This is a genomic window from Chitiniphilus purpureus (assembly GCF_025642115.1).
In the GTDB taxonomy this organism is placed as follows: Bacteria; Pseudomonadota; Gammaproteobacteria; order Burkholderiales; family Chitinibacteraceae; genus Chitiniphilus; species Chitiniphilus purpureus.
On record NZ_CP106753.1, the window covers coordinates 2580486 to 2602269 of the forward strand.

Here is a 21784-nt window from a genome sequence, read left to right on the forward strand (position 1 = left end):
GCACGGCCTGCCGCTCAGCTCCCCTGCTTGACGGGCCGGCCGTCCGCCACGCGCTGGCGGCGCGCCTCCTTGGGGTCGGCGATCAGCGGCCGGTAGATCTCGACCCGGTCGCCGTCACGCAGCACCGTGTCGAGCCTGCAGGGGCGCGAGAAGATGCCGATGGCGTTGCGGGCAAGATCGATCTCGGGAAAATCCGCAAGCAGGCCGCTGGCCTGGATCGCGTGTCCGGCGGTGCTGCCGCCGGGCAGGGTCAGCGGCACCAGCCGTTGTACGCGTGCCTGGGCATAGACGACTTCGACCTGTACCAGCCCGGACAGCGGCTTATCCATACAGCGTGTCGGCACGGGCGATGAAGGCGTCGACGAAGGTGGCGGCGATGCGGCCGAACACCGGACCGATCACCGCCTCCAGCGTACGGCTGGAGAATTCGTAGTCGAGTGAGAACTCGATCTTGCAGGCGTCCTCCAGCAGGGGCGAGAACAGCCATTGCCCATGCAAGGTCTTGAATGGCCCGTCGATGAACTGCATCTCGATACGGTTCTCGCTCAACAGGTCGCGTGTGCGGAAGAAGGTCTTGGCCTTGAGGAATTCCACGCGGATGGTGGCGTCAAGTGACACGGCATCGCGGGCGTGGATTTCGACACCGCCGCACCACGGCAGGAACTTGGGGTAGTCCTCGACCCGTTCGACCAGGTTGTACATCTGGGCGGCCGAGTGGGGAACCAGGACGGATTTGCGAATGCGCTGCATCGGAACGGGAAGGTATCGGGCAGGGCGACCGGAAGGGGCTCGACGTGTAAAATGGCCGGCCGAAGATGTCCAGCAGCACCATGCAAATGACCGAGCATCCTACCGCTGCCGAATACGCCTCGCAACCGGGCGCCGATTACCTGATGGCGGGGTTCGAGATGGGCGGTGCCGCCGCCGAGGTCGCGGCCATCAAGTTGCCACCGCATTCCATTGAAGCCGAGCAGTCGGTGCTCGGTGGTCTGATGCTGGAGAACGGTGCCTTCGACAAGGTCGCCGACGTGCTCGCCGACAGCGATTTCTACCGGGACGATCACGCGCGTATCTGGCTGCATATCCTCAAGCTGATCGAGCACAACCGGCCGGCCGACGTGATCACCGTGGCAGAGTCGCTGGACAACGCCAACGAACTTGCCTACGTGGGTGGCCTGGCCTACCTGGGCTCGCTGGCCGCCAACACGCCGTCGGCCGCCAACATCCGGCGCTATGCCGAGATCGTGCGCGAGAAATCGGTGATGCGGCAGCTTGCCGCCGTCGGCACCGAGATTGCCGATTCGGCCTACAACCCCAACGGGCGCGAGGCGGCTGACCTGCTCGATGAAGCCGAGTCGCGGGTGTTCCAGATCGCCGAGCAGTCGCAGAAAGGCAAGCAGGGCTTCATCGCCATGCCGCCCATCCTCAAGGAAATCGTCGAGCGTATCGACTATCTGTACCAGCAGGACAATCCATCGGAGGTCACCGGCATCGCCACCGGCTTTCTCGACCTGGACAAGATGACTTCTGGTCTGCAGAAGGGCGATCTGATCATCGTCGCCGGCCGGCCCTCGATGGGCAAGACCGCGTTCTCGGTCAATATCGCCGAGCATGTGGGCTGCGAACTCAAGCTGCCGGTGGCCATCTTCTCGATGGAAATGGGCGCGGCGCAGCTTGGCATGCGGATGGTGGGCTCGATCGGTCGCATCGACATGCACAAGCTCAAGACCGGCCGTTTCGAGGACGAGGACTGGATGAAGCTGACCCACGCGGTCAACAAGCTCTCGGAGGCGCCGATCTACATTGAGGAGACCGGCGCATTGACCGCCCTGGATCTGCGCACCCGTGCGCGCCGGCTGGCGCGGCAGGTGGGAGGGCAGCTCGGGCTGATCGTGATCGACTACATCCAGCTGATGGCGGGCCGTGCCGGCGGCCGCGAGCAGAACCGCGCCACCGAGGTCAGCGAAATCTCGCGCTCGCTCAAGGCGCTGGCCAAGGAGCTGCAAGTGCCCATCATCGCGCTCTCGCAGCTCTCGCGGCAAGTGGAAAGCCGCACCGACAAGCGTCCGATGATGTCGGACCTGCGCGAATCGGGTGCGATCGAGCAGGATGCCGACTTGATCATGTTCATGTACCGCGACGAGTACTACAACCCCGATTCACAGCACAAGGGGCTGGCCGAATGCATCCTCGGCAAGCACCGCAATGGGCCGGTGGGCAAGGTGCCGCTGGTGTTCAAGGGCATGTACTCGCGTTTCGAGAATGCATTGGTGCGCCCGGACGGCTGGTCGGGTGACCTGGAGTGACGCCGGTGCCGGCCGGGCATGCCGGCACGCACCTCACCTGCCGAAGTAGCGGACGTAGCACCGTCGGTAGCTGCCGTTGGCCTTGATCGCCGCAAGGCCACGGTTGATCCGGGCCAGCAGCGCCTTGTTGCCTTTCCTGATCGCGATGCCATCGTGCTCCCGCTCAAAGCCCGGATCTCTGAACAGTGCGAGTCGGGCGCCGGAATGGCGCACCAGCCAGTGCGTCACCACGCCATTGTCGGCGCTCACGGCGTCCACGCCGCCCCTGTGCGGCGCCTGCAGCGCAAACTGGACGCGCTCGAAGCGTCGGATCGCCGGGCTGGTCTTGCCGAATTGCCGTTGAGCGGTGCTATCACCGGTGGTGCCGGTCTGGACCATCACCGTGCGGCCCGCCAGATCGGCGAGTCCGCTGATCCGGCTGCCCTGCCTGATCACGATCAACTGCCAGCCTGGAAGTGGGGCTCGGAAAAAGCGAGCGTCTTTTTGCGTTCCGCGGTGGTGGCAAGCGCCGCCGCCACGATATCGTGTTCGCCATCGGCCAGACCGGTGAACAGCCCGTCCACGGCAGGTTGATCCGGCTGATCCGGCATCCGGCCTTGCCGGCGATCGCCTGCATCAGGTGCGCATCGACGCCGACCACGTCCTGTTTCTCATCGAGCGATTCGAATGGCGCGAAAGTGGCCTTGGTGCCGACTGCGTCAGGACGTTCGGCCCGGGTCGGCGCGATGGCCAGCAATGCGGACGGCAGCACGGCGGCGGGCCGGGTGCACGGACTGCCCCGGCAGGCAACGACCGGAGCGGCGAGCATACAACTGCCGGGGAAGGCGCGGGCAATCCGGGATGCCAGCACTGACGGGGCACGTGGCCGGTTCAGCGCTGCCCGCCGGCCAGCCGCCGGATGGTATCGACAATCGCGGCAATGCCATTGGCCCGCGACGAGGTGAGGAAGCGTGCCAGCCCCAGCTCACCAAGCCAGGCATTGAAATCCAGTGCCAGCACGGCGTCGCGCGTCTGTCCGCCGTACGCGGCCAGCAGCAGCACCAGCAGGCCCTTCACCACCTTGGAATCGCTGTCCAACTGCAGCACGAGCCGGTCCTGTTGCCAGTCGGCGACCAGCCAGACCCGGCTTTCGCACCCTGGTACCCGGTGGCGTTCGTCGCGCAGCGCTTCGGGCAGCGACGGCGCCTCACGTGCCAGCTGCACCAGCAGCCGGTTCTTCGCCTCCCAGCTCGACGCGGTCCGCAGCGCAGCCGACAGCGTAGGCCGGTCGGGGATCACGCCAGCAGCTCCAGGGTGTCGGATAGCGCAGCGAGCACGGCCTCGACATCGGCCTCGGTGTTGTAGGCGCACAGCGAGATGCGCAAGGTGCCGTTCACGCCGAGCGCCTCCATCAGGGGTTGCGCACAGTGGTTGCCCACCCGGACCGCGATATCGCGGGCATCGAGGAACTGAGCCACATCGAACGGGTGGACCGCGCCGAACGTGAGCGATGTGACCGGCCCACGCCCCGCCGCGCTGGCGATCGGGTGGACCTGCCGCAGCTGCGCAAGGCCCTGTTCCAGCCGCTGCAGCAGCTGGGCTTCGTGCCGGGCCAAGGCCGCGCGGTCCAGGCCCGCCAGCCAGTCGAGCGCCGCCGCAAGGCCGACCGCCTGGGCGATCGGTGGCGTGCCGGCTTCGAAGCGGTAGGGGGGACGGTTGAAGGTGGTGCCGGCAAAACTGACCCGCTCGATCATCTCGCCGCCGCCCTGCCACGGCGGCATGCTGTCCAGCACCGCCATCGGTGCCCACAGCACGCCGATTCCGGTGGGACCGAACACCTTGTGCCCGGAAAACACCAGGAAGTCCGCGCCCAGGGTCGAGACATCCAATCGGTCATGGGCCGCAGCCTGCGCCGCATCCACCAGCACGCGCGCCCCGATAGCCTGCGCGGCGGCAATCATCTGTCCAAGCGGGGGTCGCACGCCGCTGGCATTGGACAGCGCGGTGACCGCGACCAACCGGGTACGCGGGCCGAGCAGTGCGTGAAAGGCATCCAGGTCAAGGCTGCCGTCCGCCGCCAGCCCGATCACACGGAGTACGAGGCCGCGTTCGGCGGCGAGCAATTGCCAGGGCACGATGTTGGCATGGTGCTCGAGCATGCTGAGCACGATTTCGTCGCCCGGCCGCAGGTGCGCACGCGCCCAGCTTTGCGCCACCAGGTTGATCGCCTCGGTGGCGCCCCGGGTGAACACGACCTCGGCAGCGCTGGCCGCGCCCAGAAAGCGCGCAACGGTGCGACGCGCACCTTCGAACGCCTCGGTCGCCGCATGGGCCAGCCGGTGCGCACTGCGATGCACATTGGCATTGGCGTGCTCGTAGAAGTGTCGTTCCGCCGCCAGTACCGCCAGTGGCTTATGCGTGGTGGCGGCGTTGTCCAGGTAGACCAGCGCCGGCTCGTTGGCGAGGAGTGGAAACTGCCGGCGCAGCGCAACAGCGTCGAAGGCGGGGGGAGGGGGCACGGTACGGCTCGTGGTTGGCGGTGTGTGCAATTGTATAATCGCGCCATGGCCTACAAACAACCTGTTTCGGTGCTGGTGCTGATCCACACCCCTGAGCTTGAAGTGCTGCTGCTGGAGCGCAACGACTTTGCCGATGCCTGGCAATCGGTGACGGGCAGCCGTGAGGGCGAGGAGGCGCTGAGCGAGACAGCACGGCGCGAAGTGTGGGAGGAGACCGGGATCGACACCCGCGAACATACACTGCGCGATTGGGCGTATTGCAGTGATTTCGAGATCTACGCGCGCTGGCGGCACCGCTACGCACCGGGGGTGACCACCAATACCGAGCATGTGTTCAGCCTGACCGTGGTGGAGCGCCCGCCCGTGATCCTGGCGCCGGGCGAGCATCGGCGCTATTGCTGGGTCGATTGGGCCCGTGCGGCCGACATGGTGTTCTCGCCTTCCAACGCCGAAGCGATCCGGCTGCTGCCACAGCGGCTGGGGCGTGGTGACTGATGCTGGCAGGCCTTTATGTTCATCGCATGGTAATACTCACCTGCTCCAGGGCACCGGGCTGCACTAATTTATCGCTTGAGCCTCTACCCCCGGCTCAACCCCCCTGTTAATTTGCCCCGCTTCGGCGGGGCATTTTCTTTGTTGCAGCACGAGCCCGGTGCCTCGGTACGGATGCCGCCTTTCACAGCCGTGAGCCGACGGCGATCACCGTACCCAGGGCGGAGCGCAGACAGTGCCGGACGTGCTGCCGCGCATCAGGACTGGATGCGCTTGTTCAGTTCGTATTGCTGGAACGCGCCGCGTACCTGGGTCCGGAGCTGATCGGCATCCCAGGGTTTGGTCAGGTAGCGGAATATGGCACCTTCATTGATGGCAAGCAGTACCGTGGGCATGTCGAGTACACTGCTCATCGCGATGCGCACCACGCCGGGATAGCGCTGCTTGATGGTGCTCAGGAAGTCGCTTCCATCGCCCAGCAGCAGCCGTGGGTCCGCGATGACCACGCCGACCTGGTTGATCGCCAGGATGGTCAGCGCAAGCTCGGGCGTCTCGGCGTTCAGGATCTGGTAGCCCTCCGGGTACAGATCGCGGAACAGACGTGAATGCACCCGCAGCTCGCCATCCAGAATCAGCAGGGTGCGCAGGTCGCGGTTGACCACGATCTGCGGCAGCGCGAGGGTGGCGTCCTGCTGCAGCAGCTGGACACAGCTGGCCACCGGCAGCGGCGGCGAGTAGTAGTAACCCTGGATCTGCTCGCAACCGGCCTGCAGCAGCACATTGAGCTGCTCGATCGTTTCCACCCCTTCGGCAATGACGGTGATGCCGAGCGATCGCGCCATGCCGATGATGGCGCGCGTCATCGACGCGTTTTCCAGGTTGATGTGCACATCGTCGATGAAGCTCTTGTCGATCTTCAACTGGTCGAAGGGATAGCGGCGCAGATAGCTCAGCGCCGAGTAGCCGGTGCCGAAATCGTCGATCGACCATTTGAATCCGGTCTGTTTCAGGTCGAGCATCACCTGGCGGGCGACGTCGTAGTTCTTCATCAGCAGGCCTTCGGTGACTTCCAGCTTGATCCGTTCCGGTGGGATCGCATGCTTGTCGCGCGCGGCGCGGATCAGTTCGACGAATCCGGGCTCCTGTACGCTGAAGGCCGAGATGTTGATCGCCACTTCGCCGGGGTCGTAGCCTGCGGCCAGCCATTGCGCCACCTGGGCAAACACGCTGTCGATGACGTACTGGTCCAGCTCCTTGATCAGGCCCGTCTCCTCGGCCACCCCGATGAATTCCAGCGGCGAGATCCATTTGCCGTCCTTCTGCCAGCGGATCAGTGCCTCGAAGCCGCACAGCGCGGCCCGCCGCAACTCCAGCTGCGGCTGGTAGTACATCTGCAGTTGCCTGTCGTTCAACGCATGGCGCAGGTCGCGCTCCAACGTCACCCGCCGCTGGATCGATGCATTCATCGGCAGCTCGAACCGGCTGATCTGGCTTTTGCCCGCTCCCTTGGCGGTATACATCGCCGTGTCGGCGTGGCGCAGCAGTTCCTCCGCTTCCTGCCCGTCATCGGGGTAGAAGCAGTAGCCGATGCTGGCACTGGCATGGATCTCGATCTGCCCGGGCAGCAGCAGCGGCTCGATGAAGCAGTCGTCGACCCGTTTGATCGTGGCTGCCACCTCGGCCTGTGCCTGCGCTTCGGGCAGCAGCAGCACGAACTCGTCGCCACCCAGCCGCGCCAGCGTGTCGAAATCGCGGATGCAGCTGCGGATGCGTTTGGCCACCTCCACCAAGAGCTGATCGCCCATCGAATGGCCGAGGCTGTCGTTCACGTACTTGAAGTTGTCCAGATCCAGCACCGCCAGCGCGAAACGTTCATGATGGCGGTTGGCGCGCATGCTGGCCTGGCGGATGCGGTCGAGCAGCAGATTGCGGTTGGGCAGTCCGGTCAGCGTATCGAAGTTGGCCTGCCGTTCCAGCTCGCCCTGGTAGCGCCTGGCTTCGGTCACATCGTCGAGCACGCCGACAAAGTGACTGATCCGCCCCTGCTGGTCATAGGAAGGCGCAACCCGCAGCTCGTTCCAGAACATCGAGCCGTCCTTGCGGTAGTTGCGCAGCAATGCCTTGCCTTCGGTGCCTTGTTCGATGGCCCGCCGAATCAGCGCCAGATCGGGCTGCTCATGATCATCGCCCTGCAGAAAGCGGCAGTTGCGGCCCAGCACCGCCTCGGGACTGTAGCCGGTGACGCGCTCGAATGCCTGGTTTGCATAGATGATGGGCTGATCGGGCTGACGGTTGTCGGTGATGATGACCGCGTTGACGCAGGCATCGAGCGCCCGGTCGCGGATGCGCAGCTCCAGGTCGGCAAGCTGTTGCGCGGTGATGTCCTGCGCCACCAGGATGGCCCCCTGGACCACATTGTGCCGATCGGCGAGCGGCACTGCCGAGACCAGCAGCATGCATTCGGCGTTGTCCGATGCGTGCACCGGTATCACCTTGCCCACACAGCTCTCACCCGCGGTCAGCACGCGTTTCACCACCCGCACCAGCGTGCGCTGCAGATGCGTGGTGTGTGCCGCAGTGTCTTCCTCGGCCGGCAGCGTGGGGGTGTCGGGGCCACAGAGCCGGGCCGCTTCGGGGTTGCGCAGCAGTACCTCGCCATGCGGATCGGTGACCCAGACGCCCAATGGCAGCGCATCCAGCATCTTGGTCAACAGGCCTTCGCTCTGGCGCAGTGCAAGCTCGATGCGTTCGCGCTCCACGATCTCGTTGCGCAACGCGGCGGTACGCTCGTCCACCACGGCTTCCAGCTGCCCGAAGAAGCGCGTACGCGCCAACGTGGTCGACAACTGCTGGCCGACCCGGGTCAGCGCTTCCAGCTCCGAGGCGGGCCAGGGGCCGTAGTCGGTGCGGACCACATTGAGTACGCCCAGCACCTCGGCGCCCAGATAGAGCGGTACGCAGGCATGCTGGCGCGCACCATCGGCAGGCAGGGCCGGGCACCCTGTCACGTTGCGGGCTGCATTCGCCTCACCCTGTGGCAAGGCGTGCAGGTGCAGGCAGGCAGCGGCGCCGTCGGCAGCCAGCTGTTGTGTATCGAGTGCCCCCGACGCGCCGGCCAGATGCATGCCCCCGCCCGGCATCACCAGCATCAGCCAGGCCCCACGGCAGTTGGGAAACCTCGCCAGCGCCGACAGCGCACGCTCGATCACATCCTGCTCGCCCTGCCGGTCGGCCAGCCCCGCCGAGAAATTGAACAGTGTGTTGAGCAGGGCATGGGATTGCAGCAGGTCCTGATGCTTGGTGCGCAGCTGTTGATTGAGCTGGATGCCTTGTTCGTAGGTCGAGATCAGCAGATCCAGGATCTGCTGTCGGGCGGCGGTGATGAAGTGGCGCTCGCCACCCAGCATCACCTCCACGCCCATGCTCATGCGCTCCTGTTGCCGCAGTTCCAGATTGACCAGGAAATAGCGGATGCGCGACAGCAGATACTTCTCGTCGTAGGGCTTGAGGATGAAATTGTCGGCACCGCAGGCGAGGCCGCGCAGTACGTCGCGCGCATCCGAAAGGTCGGTGACCAGAATGACCGGGATATGTGCGGTGGCCGGATTGTTCTTGATCTGCCGGCACAATTCATAGCCGTCCATCCGCGGCATGACGACATCACTGACCAGCAGCACCGGCGCGCGCTGCGCAACCAGTTCGAGGGCATGCACGCCATCGTGCGCCAATCGGATGGTGCACCCCTGTGCTTGCAACAGCCCCTGTAGCAGCATCGCCTGACTGGCGCTGTCCTCGACAATCAGGATATCGATACCGTTCAGCATGAATGCTCCCCTTGGAGAAACCGCACTGATCACTTCGGCTTTGTCAGCGGACACACGCGCTGTGCCGTTCAAGTTGTATCGGTCGGGTCAATGCATTCTAGATGAATGTTTTTCATTTTCTGTCGACCTCCCGGCGGAAGGAGGGTGCTAGGCCATGGCAATCCACCTCATTTGCTTTCTTTGGATGAAAAACTTTGATGTGCACTGCACCATGGGGTGTCTTAGGGGACGATGGCAATACACAAGGCCGCAGTCGCAGGTATGGCTTATGGCAGCCCCGAAAGCCCAGTCTTGGTAGGGTACGATGCTGGATCAAACGTGATCTGAGCTTGCGCTGATCACGAGCGGGGGGTATGTGCACATGGCGCATGTCCAAGTACTAGCGTTCCTTTGGAGGCCTTGGTCACTAAGGGCTTGTGACTGGAACCCGCGGACTAGAGCCCACCATATGCCCTGGCGGATTGTCTCGATTACTTCTTATCCTTGCCCAGCAGGAACTGTATTTTTTGTGCAGCTCCAGCACCGCTTCGACGTGTGTCTTCTGCACTGCCTTCAACTGGCGCATCATCCTGCAGATTGGCTCTCAAGACTTTCTCTATGCCCTCGCGCCCATCCTGTCCCCAATCCTCGATCTCTGACGGCGGGTAGGAAGGCCGATGCTGTAGCAGCTCCTGTAGCAAAACCGTAACAGGGCTCTCCGACAAGGGGCCAGAAATGCAAAAACCCCTGAAAAATCAGGGGTTCGCTGGTGACTGGCGGAGAGAGGGGGATTCGAACCCCCGATAGGCTATTAACCTATACACGCTTTCCAGGCGTGCGACTTAAACCACTCATCCATCTCTCCGCAATGGAGGCCGAACTATACGCTAGCTGCCGCTTGTTGCCAAGCTATTTGCGGCGTGGCACGGATGGCTTAGTAGCATGAGAGCTGCATCGTCACCGAACTCTCAGACGACCTCGAAGAGGGGAATGTACGGTCAGATGAGTGCGTATCGCCTGCTTGCCATCCGGTTGGAGCACATTATTCCCCGAAGCTGTAGCAACGCCGAAGCTGTAGTAACCATGTTGGACTTTCCGCAGTAACACGCCAACGTTGTCAAGCCGTTTGCCTGCTTTGGAGCATCCTTTAATCATGCTTTCAAAAAATTTCTTATACATTTCTCTTTTTTTATATTAGAATAATATTTCATATTCATTGTTGACGAGAGTCTTATGAAAAACTCATTGGTCCTATGTGTTTCACTGCTGCTTCCATTGACATTTTCACATGCTCAGGAGTCCATCAGCATCGATGCGGAAAGTGCTTCTTTTAAATCAGGGACTTCACCTCAATTAGGAACGCTGATAAATACAGATGGCACCTCTTTTACGACGCAACGCCGAGGAGCAGGGGATCACCCTGCCATTTCCTCTCGTTTCAACAGTACACCGGCTGGAAACAGTTCAGTAAAATTCCAATTGGCGCCGCTTCCCAACAACGATGCCAAACGTTCTGAGCTCGTAATATCAAACAAGCCCGCGTTCGACATACAAGCTTCGCTTCAATTCAAGGTCTATATTCCAGAGGATGGTACTTTCCATGTGCAACAATCTGGCCCTGATACTTGGCTTGCCTTAGTCCAGTTATGGCAGAACCTGAATTGCACCGTGGCGTGCAACCCGCCTGTTTCGCTAGAAGTGGAAGATGGAGCCAATCCTGACGCCAATCCGGTTCTCGTCCGGCTCAGGGTTCGTAATGACCAGACTGGTAACTATCCTATCGTTCCTTATACCGGATCGCTTTCAAAAGGCGTATGGCATTACTTTAAATTAAATATTAAGCCAAGCGTAGGGACTGGTGGTAACGTCGGCAAAGTAGAAATTTACTATGGCAATGACGCCAACAATAACACGCTGGTCGGCTCTTATTCAGGCCAGGTTGGCTTTAGCAGCAATCCACCTTCATTTCTTCAGAAAATAGGACTTTATGGCGGGCAGCTTAACCAGGGGCTCCAAACTGCCTACTTTGATGATATACAATATACTTCTCCATAATTGCCTACTTATGGATGAGAAGAGCGGCCTCCATAGGCCGCTTTTTTTCTTCTTGGCTTCATTACCAATATCCTGACTCTTGGCTTGAGCCAGATGGTGTAAGGATGCCTGCTAGCCCAACTCGCGCAGCAACTCCTTGACCCGGGCGGCGCGCAGTGCGGGCTCAGGCCAGTTGCCTTCCAGACGCAGCCGGTCGGGGGGCACCATCTTGTAGTGCTTCTTGCTCTGTATCAGTTGGATCAGCCTGAGTGGCTCGATCACCGTGTTCTTGGCAAAGGTGACCACGATGGCGGCGTCCGCGGCGTCGATCTTGGCAATGCCGAGCGGCTTGGCCAGCATGCGCAGCCGATGCGAATCGAGCAGCACGCGGGCAGGATCGGGCAGCAGGCCGAAGCGATCGATCAGCTCCTGCTGCACATCGTCCAGCGCCTCCGACGTATCGCAGTTGGCCAGGCGCTTGTAGAGCGACAGGCGCTCATGCACATCCGGGCAATAGTCGTTCGGCAGCAGCGCCGGTGCATGCAGGTTGATCTCGGTGGTGACGCCGAGCGGCTGCGACAGATCCGGCTCCTGGCCCTTCCTCAGCGCCTTCACCGCTTCGTTCAGCATCTGCGAATACAGCGAGAATCCGATCTCCTGCATCTCGCCGGATTGCGATTCCCCCAGCACCTCGCCCGCGCCGCGGATTTCCAGATCGTGCATCGCCAGATAGAAGCCCGAGCCCAGCTCTTCCATCTGCTGGATGGCTTCCAGCCGCTTCTTGGCGTCGCCCGAGAGGCTTTCCACGTCCGGGACCAGCAGATAGGCATAGGCTTGGTGGTGGCTGCGGCCGACCCGGCCGCGCATCTGGTGCAGTTGCGCCAGGCCGAACTTGTCGGCGCGGTTCATCACGATGGTGTTGGCATTCGGAATGTCGATGCCGGTCTCGATGATGGTGGTGCAGAGCAGTACATTGAAGCGCTGCGCGTGGAAGTCGCGCATCACGTGTTCCAGCTCGCGCTCGCGCATCTGGCCATGCGCCACACCGATGCGCGCCTCGGGCAGCAGCGCGCCCAGCTTCTCGCGCATGTTCTCGATGGTGTCCACTTCATTGTGCAGGAAGAACACCTGGCCGCCGCGCTTGAGTTCGCGCAGCACCGCCTCCCGGATCACGCCATCCGAGAACTTGGCGACGAAGGTCTTCACCGACAGGCGCTTGGAGGGAGCGGTGGCGATCACCGAGAAATCGCGGATGCCTTCCAGGCTCATCGCCAGCGTACGCGGGATGGGGGTGGCGGTCAGCGTCAGCACGTCCACGTCGGCCCGCAGCGCCTTGAGCTGTTCCTTCTGCCGCACGCCGAAGCGGTGTTCCTCGTCGATGATGACAAGGCCCAGGTTCTTGAACTGCACATCGGGTTGCACCAGCTTGTGCGTGCCGATCACGATGTCGATGCCGCCCTCGGCCAGCCCTTTGAGTGCGACGTTCACTTCCTTGGTCGAGCGAAAGCGCGACAGCTCGGCGATGCGCACCGGCCAGTCGGCGAAGCGGTCGGAGAAGGTCTGGAAATGCTGCTCGGCCAGCAAGGTGGTCGGCACCAGCACTGCCACCTGCTTGCCGCCGGCCACGGCGGCGAAGGCGGCGCGCAGCGCGACCTCGGTCTTGCCGAAGCCCACGTCGCCGCAGACCAGCCGGTCCATCGGCCGGTCGATGCGCAGGTCGACGAGCACCGCCTCGATGGCGGCCGCCTGATCGGCCGTCTCGTCAAAACCGAAGCCGGCGGCGAACGCTTCGTAGTCATGATGGCGCCACTCGAAGGCATGGCCCTTGCGCGCGGCGCGGCGTGCATACAGGTTCAGGAGTTCGGCCGCGGTGTCGCGCACCTGCTCGGCGGCGCGGCGCTTGGCCTTGTCCCATGCGCCCGAGCCAAGCTTGTGCATCGGCGCGGCATCGGTTGCCCCGCCCGAGTAGCGGCTGATCACATGCAACTGGCTCACCGGCACGTAGAGCTTGTCGCCGCCGGCATATTCCAGCAGCAGCAGCTCGGTCGCGCCGTCGCCCAGGTCCATCGACACCAGTCCCTGGTAGCGGCCGATGCCGTGCGCCTCGTGCACCACCGCGTCGCCGATCTTCAGCTCGGACAGATCGCGCAGCATGGCATCGGTATTGCTGCGCTTTTGCTGCCGCTTGCCGCGGCTTTGCGCCACCGTGGCGTAAAGGTTGGCCTCGGTGATCACGGCCACCTGGGGCTCGGCGAGCATGAAGCCCAGGTGCAGCGGTGCGGCAGCCAGCATCAGCGGCGCCGTATCGTCCAGGAAGCCCTGCCACGATTCGGCCAGCACCGGCTTGAGGCCATACTCGGCGAAGAACTGCGCCATGGTTTCACGCCGGCCCAGGCTTTCGGCGGTGATCAGCACCCGGCCCGGGTGCCGCGCAACGAAATCGGCGAGGCGACGGACCGGGTTCTCGGCACGCCGGTCCACGTCCAGTGCCGGCAGCGCCGGCGCGGCCGGATCGGCTGCCTCGTCCAGCTCCAGCCGCGGATAATCCTTGACCCTGGCGAAGAACTCGTCCGGCTGCAGATAGAGTGCCCTGGGCTGCAGGATGGGCCGGTCCTTCTCGCCCGAGAGATTGCGGTAACGGTCCTGTGTATCGGCCCAGAAGCGATCGGCGGCGGCATGCACCCGGCCGTGCAATACCAGGAGCGCGCTGGCGGGCAGGTAGTCGAACAGGGTGGCGGTGACATCGAAGAACAGCGGCAGGTAGTACTCGATGCCGGCCGGGGTCAGGCCGCTGCTGATGTCCTTGTACAGTCGCGACTTGCTCGGATCACCCTCGAAGGTCTCGCGAAAGCGCTGGCGGAACTTGCTGCGCGCCGCATCGTCGAGCGGAAATTCGCGTGCCGGCAGCAGCCGGATCTGCGGCACCGGATACAGACTGCGCTGGGTGTCGACATCGAAGGTGCGGATGGTTTCGATCTCGTCGTCAAAGAGATCGATACGGTATGGCAGCGGCGAACCCATGGGATACAGGTCGACCAGACCGCCGCGGATCGAGTATTCACCTGGGCTGTATACCTGCGTCACATGGCTGTAGCCGGCAAACGTCAGGTCGGCCCGCACCTTGTCCACATCGAATTTCTGCCCCTTCGTGAGCATGAAGGTGTAGGCCGCAAGGTACTCCACCGGGGCCAGCCGGCCCAGCGCCGTCTGCAGCGGCACGATCACCACGTCGGCACCCTGTTCGCGGATCTGCCACAGCGTGGCCAGCCGCTCCGAAATCAGGTCCTGGTGCGGGCTGAAATGGTCATAGGGTAACGTTTCCCAGTCCGGCAGCAGCAGCACGGTGGCGGTGGGCAGGAAGAATGCGAGCTCGTCGCGCAGCCGCATCGCGGCGGCCGCGCTTTCGGCAAGCACGACCAGCGGCCGCGCCTGTGCGGCGTAGCGCGCCAGCAACAGGCTATCGGCGGAACCGGGAGGGGTGGGAAGCAGCAGACGCTCGCCAGGGCGGGGCAGGGCAGACACAGTTCGGGTAGGCACAAAACGAAAAGCGCCATTATACCGGGGGTGCGCCTCCCATCCGGCACCGGTGGCTTGCATTTTCAGGGACCATGCAGAATGATTGCGGCGACCTGCCGCGTCAGTCGGATGCTGACAGGAAGCGCAAAACATACCGGCTGCCGTCCCACGGCCGCCCCAACCCTGAACCTGCTCATGCTGCGTTTTCCGCTTCGCTTCTGGCCCATGGTGCTGGTGTGCTGCGCGGCCCAGGCCCTTGCGTGGCAATGGCGGCTGCCCGGCCACTATGCGCCGCTGCTGGCGCTCAATACCGGCCTGGCGCTGGTATTGCTGTTGCGCTATGGCCGACGCTATTGGGCGGGGCCGGCCCTGGCGGCCTGTGTCTGGCCGCTGCTGGCCGGCATGCCGCTGTTGGCGACGCTGCTGCTGTCGCTGATCGCCACCGCCCAGGCGGTGCTGACGGTGACCCTGTTGCCGCAATTGCGCCGCGGCGGGGAACTGCGGGTCTACGACGGGCTGCGTTTTCTCGCGGTCGGGCCGTTGGCCGCGGCAGGGCTGACCGCCGGCTGCGGCATCGTGCTGGTGTATTTCTTCGAACGTACCGCTGCGGCCGGGCTGTGGGCGCAATGGCTGCTGTGGTGGTGGTCCGAGGCGCTGGCGATGCTGGTGGCGGTGGCGCTCTACTACGGGCGTGCCTTCCGTCGACGCAACCGCCAGGCGCGCATCGAGCTGGGATTGTTGCTGGCGGCTGCGGCGATGACCGCGCTGCTGATCTACTACCCGCCCTGGCCGGGGCTGGGCGACCTGCAGTTCCTGCTGTTCCCGCTCATGGTCTGGGCTGCGTTGCGGGTCGGGCTGTTCGGTGTGGGGCTGGTCGGTGCCGCCACCGCGGTGGCGGCAGCGATCTCACTGCATCTGGGGCAGGCCGGCGTGCCCGCCGCACTGCCGGCGGTGACGCTATTGGTGGCCGTGATGATCACGGGGCTGCTGCTGGCGCTGTCGAACCGTGAGGGTGCGATGGCGGCGCGCGAGACCCGGCTGGCAAGCCAGGTGTTTCAGAATGCTTCCGAAGGCATTTTGATCACCGACGCGAATGCCCGGATCGTCGCGGTCAACCCGGCGTTCTCGCGGATCACCGGCTTCACCGCCAAGGAGGCGATCGGCCGCATCTCGCGTATGTTCGGTTCGCGGGGCAGCCAGCGTCTGGCCAACCGCGACATGCTGCAGCGGCTGTCGCGCGACGGCTACTGGCAAGGCGAGATGCTGGACAGACGCAAGAACGGTGAAGCGTACCCGGCCTGGCTGTCGATCAGCGCAGTCCGTGACGAGCACGGTACCGTCTCCAACTATGTGGGCGTGTTCTCTGATTACACCAATCGCAAGGAAGCGGAGCAGCGTCTGCATTTCCTTGCCAATCACGATGCGCTGACCCGGCTTTACAACCGTACCGCCATGCATGAGGCACTCGGGCAAGCGGTGACGCGGGCGAGCGAGGAGCACCGGCAACTGGCGGTGCTGTTCATCGACCTGGACCGCTTCAAGGCGATCAACGACACGCTCGGGCACGATGTGGGCGATGAGCTGCTCAAGGTGATCGCACAGCGTTTGCGCGCCAGCCTCAAGGAGAGCGACCTGATCGCGCGCCTGGGTGGGGATGAATTCACGGTGCTGCTGGACAACGTGCACCAGGTGGACGACGTGGCGCATGTGAGCGAGCGGCTGCTCACCGAGCTGTGCAAACCCATCGTGATCCAGGGGCAGGAGCTGTTCGTCACCTGCTCCATCGGCATCAGCCTGTATCCGGGCGACGGGCTGCAGCCCGCGCAGCTCTTGAAGAACGCCGATGTGGCGATGTACCGGGCCAAGGAGCTGGGCAAGAACAACTACCAGTTCTTCTCGCCGGACATGAATGCCCGTGCCTTCGAGCATCTGGTGCTGGAGAACAGCCTGCGCTACGCGTTGGAGCGCCGCGAGCTGATCCTGCATTTCCAGCCGCAGATCGACATCGTCTCGGGCGAGCTGGAAGGCGTGGAAGCGCTGATCCGCTGGGAACACCCCGAGCTGGGCCTGATCCCGCCCAGCAGCTTCATCCCGCTCGCCGAGGAAAACGGCCTGATCGTGCCGATCGGCGAGTGGGTACTGCAGGAGTCCTGTCGCATGCTCAAGCTGTGGCAGGTGGCCGGCTACATGATCCCGCGCATGGCGATCAACCTGTCGGCGCGCCAGTTCCTGCGCGAACAGCTGCCGCAGCAGGTGGCGGCTGCGCTGGCAAGCTACGAGATCCCGCCGCAGCGTATCGAGCTTGAGATCACCGAAAGCATGATCATGCAGAACCCGCAGCGCGCGGTGAGCGTGCTGGGCGAGCTGCGTGCGATGGGCGTCAAGCTGGCCATCGACGACTTCGGCACCGGCTACTCGTCGCTGTCCAACCTCAAACATTTCCCGCTCGATACGCTCAAGATCGACCGCTCGTTCATCGTCGGCGTGCCCGAGGACGAGGACAGCGCGGCGATCGCCGAGGCCATCGTCGCCATGGCCAAGAAACTCAGGCTCAAGGTGGTGGCCGAAGGGGTCGAGACCATCCAGCAGATGCTGTTCATGCGCCGCAGCGGCTGTCATGCGGTGCAGGGCTACCTGTACGCCATGCCGCTGGACGCCGACGGGCTGCTGCGCTACCTTGCCCGCGAAGGCTATGCGGCGGCCGGTGCTGCCGACGCCGATGCGTGACCCCATTCCCCGAACCGCGCGCCGCGCGGCCCTTTCCTCCGATCCGCCATGCAGAAAAAGACCCTCCACGGCTTTCACGCCGTCGGCGCGCGCCTGAAGCGCTTTCCCGACAGCGTGCTTGAAATCTACCTTGATCCGGCCCGCCAGGATGCGCGGGCACGCGAGCTTGCCCGGCTGGCGGCGGCGCATGGCGTCAAGCTGCTGCATGTCGACGACAAGCGCCTGACCGGTCTTGCCGGCGACGCGCGCCATCAGGGCGTGGCGGCGCTGATCGATGCAGGCAGATCGTATGCGGCACTGGAGGATGTGCTGGACGACCTGACCGAACCGGCGTTCCTGCTGGTGCTGGATGGCGTCACCGATCCACACAACCTGGGTGCCTGCCTGCGCGTGGCCGATGCGATGGGCGTGCACGCGGTGGTCGCCCCCAAGGACAAGGCGGTGGGCCTGAATGCCACGGTCTCCAAGGTGGCCTGCGGCGCGGCCGAGACCGTGCCCTATGTGATGGTGACCAACCTGGCGCGTACGCTGCGCGAGCTCAAGGAGCGCGAGATCTGGATCGCCGGCACCGCGGCCGATGCCGACGTCGACCTGCACCACTTCAACGCCGGCGCCGGGCCGATCGCCTGGGTGCTGGGCAGCGAGGGCGAAGGTATGCGCCGGCTGACGCGCGAGCACTGCGACATCCTGGTCTCCATCCCGATGTTCGGCGCGGTGGAAAGCCTCAACGTGTCGGTCGCCACTGGCATCGTGCTGGCCGAGACGCGGCGCCAACGCAGCCTCGCCGGCGGCTGAACACCTACCGCGCCAGCCGCAGCAGATGCTGTGCCCAGGCGGCGAGCGCCTCGCGCAGCGCCGGCGGTTCCTGGACTTCGAACGAAAACGGCAGGCGGGCCAGCTGCCGGGCCAACCAATTCAGGCTGTCGGTGCGCGCGTGCAGCAGCACCCCATCCTCGCGTGCCAGCAGCAGGCCGATCTGGTCGCCAAGCTCGGCCACGGCCCCGGCAAGATCGGTGTGCAGCAGCACCGATACCGGCGTCGCGCGCGGCAGGGTGGCAATGCTGAAGGCCAGATGGCGCGCGGCGTCGAATGTCTCCGGGCGGCCGAAGCTGGCAGGCAGCGGCACGGCCTCGTCGATGCGGTCCAGCCGGAACGTGCGGACATCCTGGCGCAGATGGCAATGGCCGACCAGATACCAGCGGCCGCGCCGCAACACCAGTCCATAGGGGTCGACCACCCGCCGGCTGGCAACACCGGCTTCGTTGCGATAGGCCAGCGCGACCTGCTGACGTGCCTGCGCCGCCGTGCTCAATTGCAGCAGGGCGAGGTTGTCATGCGCGGCGGCGGGCGTCGTATCGAGCGTGGCGTTGTCCAGCAGCGCACGCATGCGCTGCTGCAGCGGTGCGGGCAGCACCCGTTCCAGCTTGGCCTGCGCGCTTTGTGCTGCGGACGCCACATCGGCAAGACCCAGGCCACGCGAGGCAGCGAGCCCCAGCGAGACGGCCAGCGCCTCATCCGGCGTGAACATCATCGGCGGCAGCTTGAAACCGGCAACCAGTGCATAGCCGCCGTAGCGGCCGCGCTCGGCGTAGATCGGGATGCCAAGCTCTTCCAGCGTGGCGATGTAGCGTCGCAGCGTGCGGCCGTCCACCTCCAGCCGCTCGGCCAGTTCGCGGCCGCTCATGCGGCCATGGTTTTGCAGCAGTTCCAGCACAGCAAGTACCCGGGTGGTCGGTTTGGGCATGGGCGGCGGTCGGAATGGGGCTGCCGGCGTGATCACAGTGCCGGCCGGCATGGGAACGGCAGGCACGATGGCATGATCGCGCCGGGCCGCTGGCCCAGGCAGCGACACATCGAATTAGGGCGGGTTTCAGCCTAATACAGGGTTAACGTGGTCTGCAAGCCGGCGCCATGACGGGGCCGGCCACTTCAAAGGAGACTCCGGATGCATCCCGTTCTGTTCTATGGCGTACCGCAAGGCTGCTCGTTCGGTTCCATCGTGGCGCTGGAATGGCTGGGCCACCCCTATCAGCTGTGCCGGATCGAAATGCTGGAGCAGCCGTGGCCAGCCGATTACGCCCGCATCAATCCGCTGATGAAGACCCCGGCGCTGCTGCTGGAAAACGGCACGGCGCTCAGCGAAAGCACGGCCATCCTGTTGCATCTGGCCGCACGCGGCCTGGATCGGCAGCTCGGCTTTGCCCAGGGCACCCCCCAGTTCGACCGGCTCAACCAGCTGCTGGGCTACCTGACCACCGATTTCTTCTCGGCGTTCTCGCCGCTGTGGGCGGTCTATGAAATGCCCGATGCCGACGAGGCCAGCCGCGCCCTGCTCAGGCAGATGGGGCGTGACGAGGTGGCAACGGCACTGGCACATATCGAGGCGCTGCTTGCCGACGGGCGGCAATGGCTGCTTGGCGGTACGCAGCGCACTGTGGCCGATGCCTACTTTGTCGGCTTGGCGCGCTGGGCCGAGTACCATCGCCTGTTCGATCTGGCGCAAGCCTATCCGCGGCTGGCACGCTACCTGGCGGCATTGCGCGCCGATCCGGCAGTGCAGTTCGCCCAGGCGATCGAACGCGGTGAGCATCCCGCCGGCGCCGGCCACTTCCAGGGCCATGTGACGCTGGCCGCGCTGCGCGAGCGCCTGCCCGGCTGAGTCGTTCAAAAGAACTCATCGAGCAGCGTGTAGAACGCAAGCCTATGCCGATCCGGCTGCGCGATGCCGTAGGCGGACAGGAAACGGTCCGCCCACGTCTCACCGTAGGCATCGGCCAGGCTGCGGCAGGCCAGTGCCAGATCCTGGTAGCGGTCGGCGACCCCCAGCCGGCCGCAATCGATGAAACCGCTGAAACGGCCCGCTGCAGCGACTAGGTTTTCCAGCGTGGCATCGCCATGCGTCACCACCGGGTCTTCGCACGCCGGCGCCTCGGCGCACAGTTGCGCATGCAGTGCCAGCGCGTCCTGGCCCCGGCGCGCCTCGTCGAAATCGTCCTCGTCGACAAGGCCGGCAGCAGCCCGGACACCGGCCTCGCTGATGCGCCGGGCAAGGCGCATGTCGAACGGGCATGCCGCCGGCGGCAGCGCATGCAGCCGGTGCAGCGCCTGCACATACAGCATGACGGCCTGCTCGGCAGGCAGGGCAGCGCTGGCCAGCGTGCAGCCCGGCAGCGCACTCATCAGCAGCCAGAGCGCGCCTTCGTGCTGCGCCAGATCCAGCGGTTGCGGGCAGGGCACGCCCCGGCCCTGCAGCCAGGCCAGCCGTTCCATCTCGCCGCCCAGTTCCGCATGCGCAGCCTGCGGCTCGCGCTTCACGAACAGCCCCGGCGCGTCGTCGCAGGTCAGCCGGTACACCTGCGCAGCGCTGGCACCTTCATGCACCGCGGCCCAGGCGTAGCCGGCAAGGCGATCGCGCCAACGCGGCGGCATCACAGGGGTATCGGATAACGGTATCGGCATGCCCTGACTCCCAGAAGCCACTGCCACCGGCGTAGCGGCAGTGGTCTTCGGTGCGGCGGGTGCCCGCAAGTTCCATCCGCAGTGGCGACCCGCAATCGGGGAAAACCGCCCGCCCGAGCGACATTGCCGCGCGGCTGCGTATCGGGCATGGGTATCATCGCGCCCGTGGTGCCGGGAACAGGGCGGGTGCACGCATCGCGCCCGCCAGGGCGTGCCAAGATCAGGAGCGGATGGTGGGCAAGAAGGTGTGGTGGGGAATCGCGGCGATCGCTGTCGGCGCCTGGGGCTGGTGGAGCCTGGGGCAGGAACCGGAGCGCGCCATGAACGTGGTCTGCGAGACCACCAAGGGCCGGATGCAGATCGTGGTGCGCCCGGACTGGAGCCCGCGCGGCGCGGCGCGCTTCCTGCAGCTGGTCGACGAGGGCGCCTTCACCGGCATGCCCTTGTTCCGTTGCGTGGACAATTTCCTGTGTCAGTTCGGCTATGCGCTGCCGCAGGCCAAGCTGCGCGCCTACCCACCGATCGAGGACGATCCGGCGCGGCCCGATCTGCGTCCGTTCAAGCGTGGCTTTGTCAGCTTTGCCGGCAACGGCGCACATTCGCGCTCCCAGCACCTATTCATCACGCTGGGCGAATCGGTCCAGGCGTTGGGCAGCATGCCGTGGGAGACACCGATCGGTTATGTCACCGCGCCGTCGATGGCCAAGACCGTCAGCCGCTTCACCACCGAATACGGCGACATCCCGCCGTGGGGTGCCGGGCCCGACCCGCAGCGCATCCCGGCCCCCGATGGGGCCGACTACCTGCGCCGCGACTTCCCGCGGCTCGACTACATCCAGCGCTGCGCGCGCGGCTGAGCGGCCCGGCGGGTCAGCAACGCCGCACCGCGCGAGTCGGCAGCCAGGCCCGGCCGGCAGGTGGCTGACACAGCGGGAGGGCCCGGAACTCC

General features: G+C 64.7%; 16 protein-coding genes, 1 tRNA gene and 1 pseudogene. 7 read left to right on the plus strand and 11 right to left on the minus strand.

Features of this window, described 5'->3' with window-relative positions; genetic code table 11:
* Positions 1-14: 14 nt before the first annotated feature.
* Together N8I74_RS12060 and N8I74_RS12065 are read right to left on the minus strand one after the other, a co-directional pair.
* Complete coding sequence (locus N8I74_RS12060; protein WP_263123355.1) at positions 15-329, minus strand: RnfH family protein; 315 nt, start codon at positions 327-329, stop codon at positions 15-17.
* Positions 322-702, minus strand: coding sequence for a type II toxin-antitoxin system RatA family toxin (locus N8I74_RS12065; RefSeq protein ID WP_456298711.1), 381 nt, complete (start codon positions 700-702; stop codon positions 322-324). The genes N8I74_RS12060 and N8I74_RS12065 overlap by 8 nt, the downstream gene beginning before the upstream one ends.
* Before the next feature lie 191 nt (positions 703-893).
* On the opposite strand from N8I74_RS12065, the gene dnaB reads away from it, so the two are divergent.
* Positions 894-2306: a replicative DNA helicase gene (gene dnaB, locus N8I74_RS12070; protein ID WP_263126746.1), complete on the plus strand. Its 1413-nt coding sequence runs from the start codon at positions 894-896 to the stop codon at positions 2304-2306.
* Positions 2307-2339: 33 nt separating this feature from the next.
* Here dnaB and N8I74_RS12075 read toward each other — a convergent pair whose 3' ends face one another.
* The 4 genes and pseudogenes from N8I74_RS12075 to N8I74_RS12090 all read right to left on the minus strand — a co-directional run bounded on the left by N8I74_RS12075 (position 2340) and on the right by N8I74_RS12090 (position 4804).
* Positions 2340-2741 carry a transporter substrate-binding domain-containing protein gene (locus N8I74_RS12075; protein WP_263126747.1) on the minus strand — a complete coding sequence of 134 codons (402 nt, stop codon included), beginning with the start codon at positions 2739-2741 and terminating at the stop codon, positions 2340-2342.
* 2 nt (positions 2742-2743) lie between these two features.
* Positions 2744-3114: pseudogene (locus N8I74_RS19480) on the minus strand (transporter substrate-binding domain-containing protein).
* A 62-nt stretch (positions 3115-3176) separates the two neighbouring features.
* Positions 3177-3584, minus strand: coding sequence for a SufE family protein (locus tag N8I74_RS12085; protein WP_263123358.1), 408 nt, complete (start codon positions 3582-3584; stop codon positions 3177-3179).
* Complete coding sequence (locus tag N8I74_RS12090; RefSeq protein ID WP_263123359.1) at positions 3581-4804, minus strand: aminotransferase class V-fold PLP-dependent enzyme; 1224 nt, start codon at positions 4802-4804, stop codon at positions 3581-3583. The genes N8I74_RS12085 and N8I74_RS12090 overlap by 4 nt, the downstream gene beginning before the upstream one ends.
* 45 nt (positions 4805-4849) lie before the next feature.
* On the opposite strand from N8I74_RS12090, the gene nudB reads away from it, so the two are divergent.
* Positions 4850-5299 (plus strand): dihydroneopterin triphosphate diphosphatase, encoded by a 450-nt coding sequence (gene nudB, locus N8I74_RS12095; protein WP_263123360.1) that lies wholly within the window; start codon positions 4850-4852, stop codon positions 5297-5299.
* 254 nt (positions 5300-5553) lie between these two features.
* Here the strand turns inward: nudB and N8I74_RS12100 are convergent, their stop codons facing one another.
* The gene (locus tag N8I74_RS12100) at positions 5554-9120 is read right to left on the minus strand and encodes an EAL domain-containing protein (RefSeq protein ID WP_263123361.1); all 3567 of its coding nucleotides are present in this window, start codon (positions 9118-9120) and stop codon (positions 5554-5556) included.
* 753 nt (positions 9121-9873) lie between these two features.
* Positions 9874-9964 (minus strand) — tRNA-Ser (locus tag N8I74_RS12105).
* Positions 9965-10332: 368 nt separating this feature from the next.
* On the opposite strand from N8I74_RS12105, the gene N8I74_RS12110 reads away from it, so the two are divergent.
* Positions 10333-11154: a heparin lyase I family protein gene (locus N8I74_RS12110; RefSeq protein ID WP_263123362.1), complete on the plus strand. Its 822-nt coding sequence runs from the start codon at positions 10333-10335 to the stop codon at positions 11152-11154.
* 111 nt (positions 11155-11265) lie between these two features.
* Here the strand turns inward: N8I74_RS12110 and mfd are convergent, their stop codons facing one another.
* Positions 11266-14655, minus strand: coding sequence for a transcription-repair coupling factor (gene mfd / locus N8I74_RS12115; RefSeq protein ID WP_408611816.1), 3390 nt, complete (start codon positions 14653-14655; stop codon positions 11266-11268).
* Positions 14656-14844: 189 nt separating this feature from the next.
* Here mfd and N8I74_RS12120 point away from each other — a divergent pair, with 189 nt between their 5' ends.
* Positions 14845-17376 carry a bifunctional diguanylate cyclase/phosphodiesterase gene (locus N8I74_RS12120; protein WP_263123364.1) on the plus strand — a complete coding sequence of 844 codons (2532 nt, stop codon included), beginning with the start codon at positions 14845-14847 and terminating at the stop codon, positions 17374-17376.
* Between the two features lie 48 nt (positions 17377-17424).
* Positions 17425-18171, plus strand: a complete 747-nt coding sequence (gene rlmB / locus N8I74_RS12125) for a 23S rRNA (guanosine(2251)-2'-O)-methyltransferase RlmB (RefSeq protein ID WP_263123365.1) — start codon at positions 17425-17427, stop codon at positions 18169-18171.
* 4 nt (positions 18172-18175) lie between these two features.
* On the opposite strand, the gene N8I74_RS12130 is transcribed toward rlmB, so the two are convergent.
* On the minus strand, positions 18176-19120 hold the full coding sequence (locus N8I74_RS12130; RefSeq protein WP_263123366.1) for a helix-turn-helix transcriptional regulator: 945 nt from the start codon (positions 19118-19120) through the stop codon (positions 18176-18178).
* Positions 19121-19321: 201 nt separating this feature from the next.
* On the opposite strand from N8I74_RS12130, the gene N8I74_RS12135 reads away from it, so the two are divergent.
* The gene (locus N8I74_RS12135) at positions 19322-20035 is read left to right on the plus strand and encodes a glutathione S-transferase family protein (RefSeq protein ID WP_263123367.1); all 714 of its coding nucleotides are present in this window, start codon (positions 19322-19324) and stop codon (positions 20033-20035) included.
* A 5-nt stretch (positions 20036-20040) separates the two neighbouring features.
* Here the strand turns inward: N8I74_RS12135 and N8I74_RS12140 are convergent, their stop codons facing one another.
* Positions 20041-20835 carry an APH(3') family aminoglycoside O-phosphotransferase gene (locus N8I74_RS12140; protein ID WP_263123368.1) on the minus strand — a complete coding sequence of 265 codons (795 nt, stop codon included), beginning with the start codon at positions 20833-20835 and terminating at the stop codon, positions 20041-20043.
* A 233-nt stretch (positions 20836-21068) separates the two neighbouring features.
* Here N8I74_RS12140 and N8I74_RS12145 point away from each other — a divergent pair, with 233 nt between their 5' ends.
* Positions 21069-21692: a peptidylprolyl isomerase gene (locus tag N8I74_RS12145; RefSeq protein ID WP_263123369.1), complete on the plus strand. Its 624-nt coding sequence runs from the start codon at positions 21069-21071 to the stop codon at positions 21690-21692.
* Positions 21693-21784: the final 92 nt, after the last annotated feature.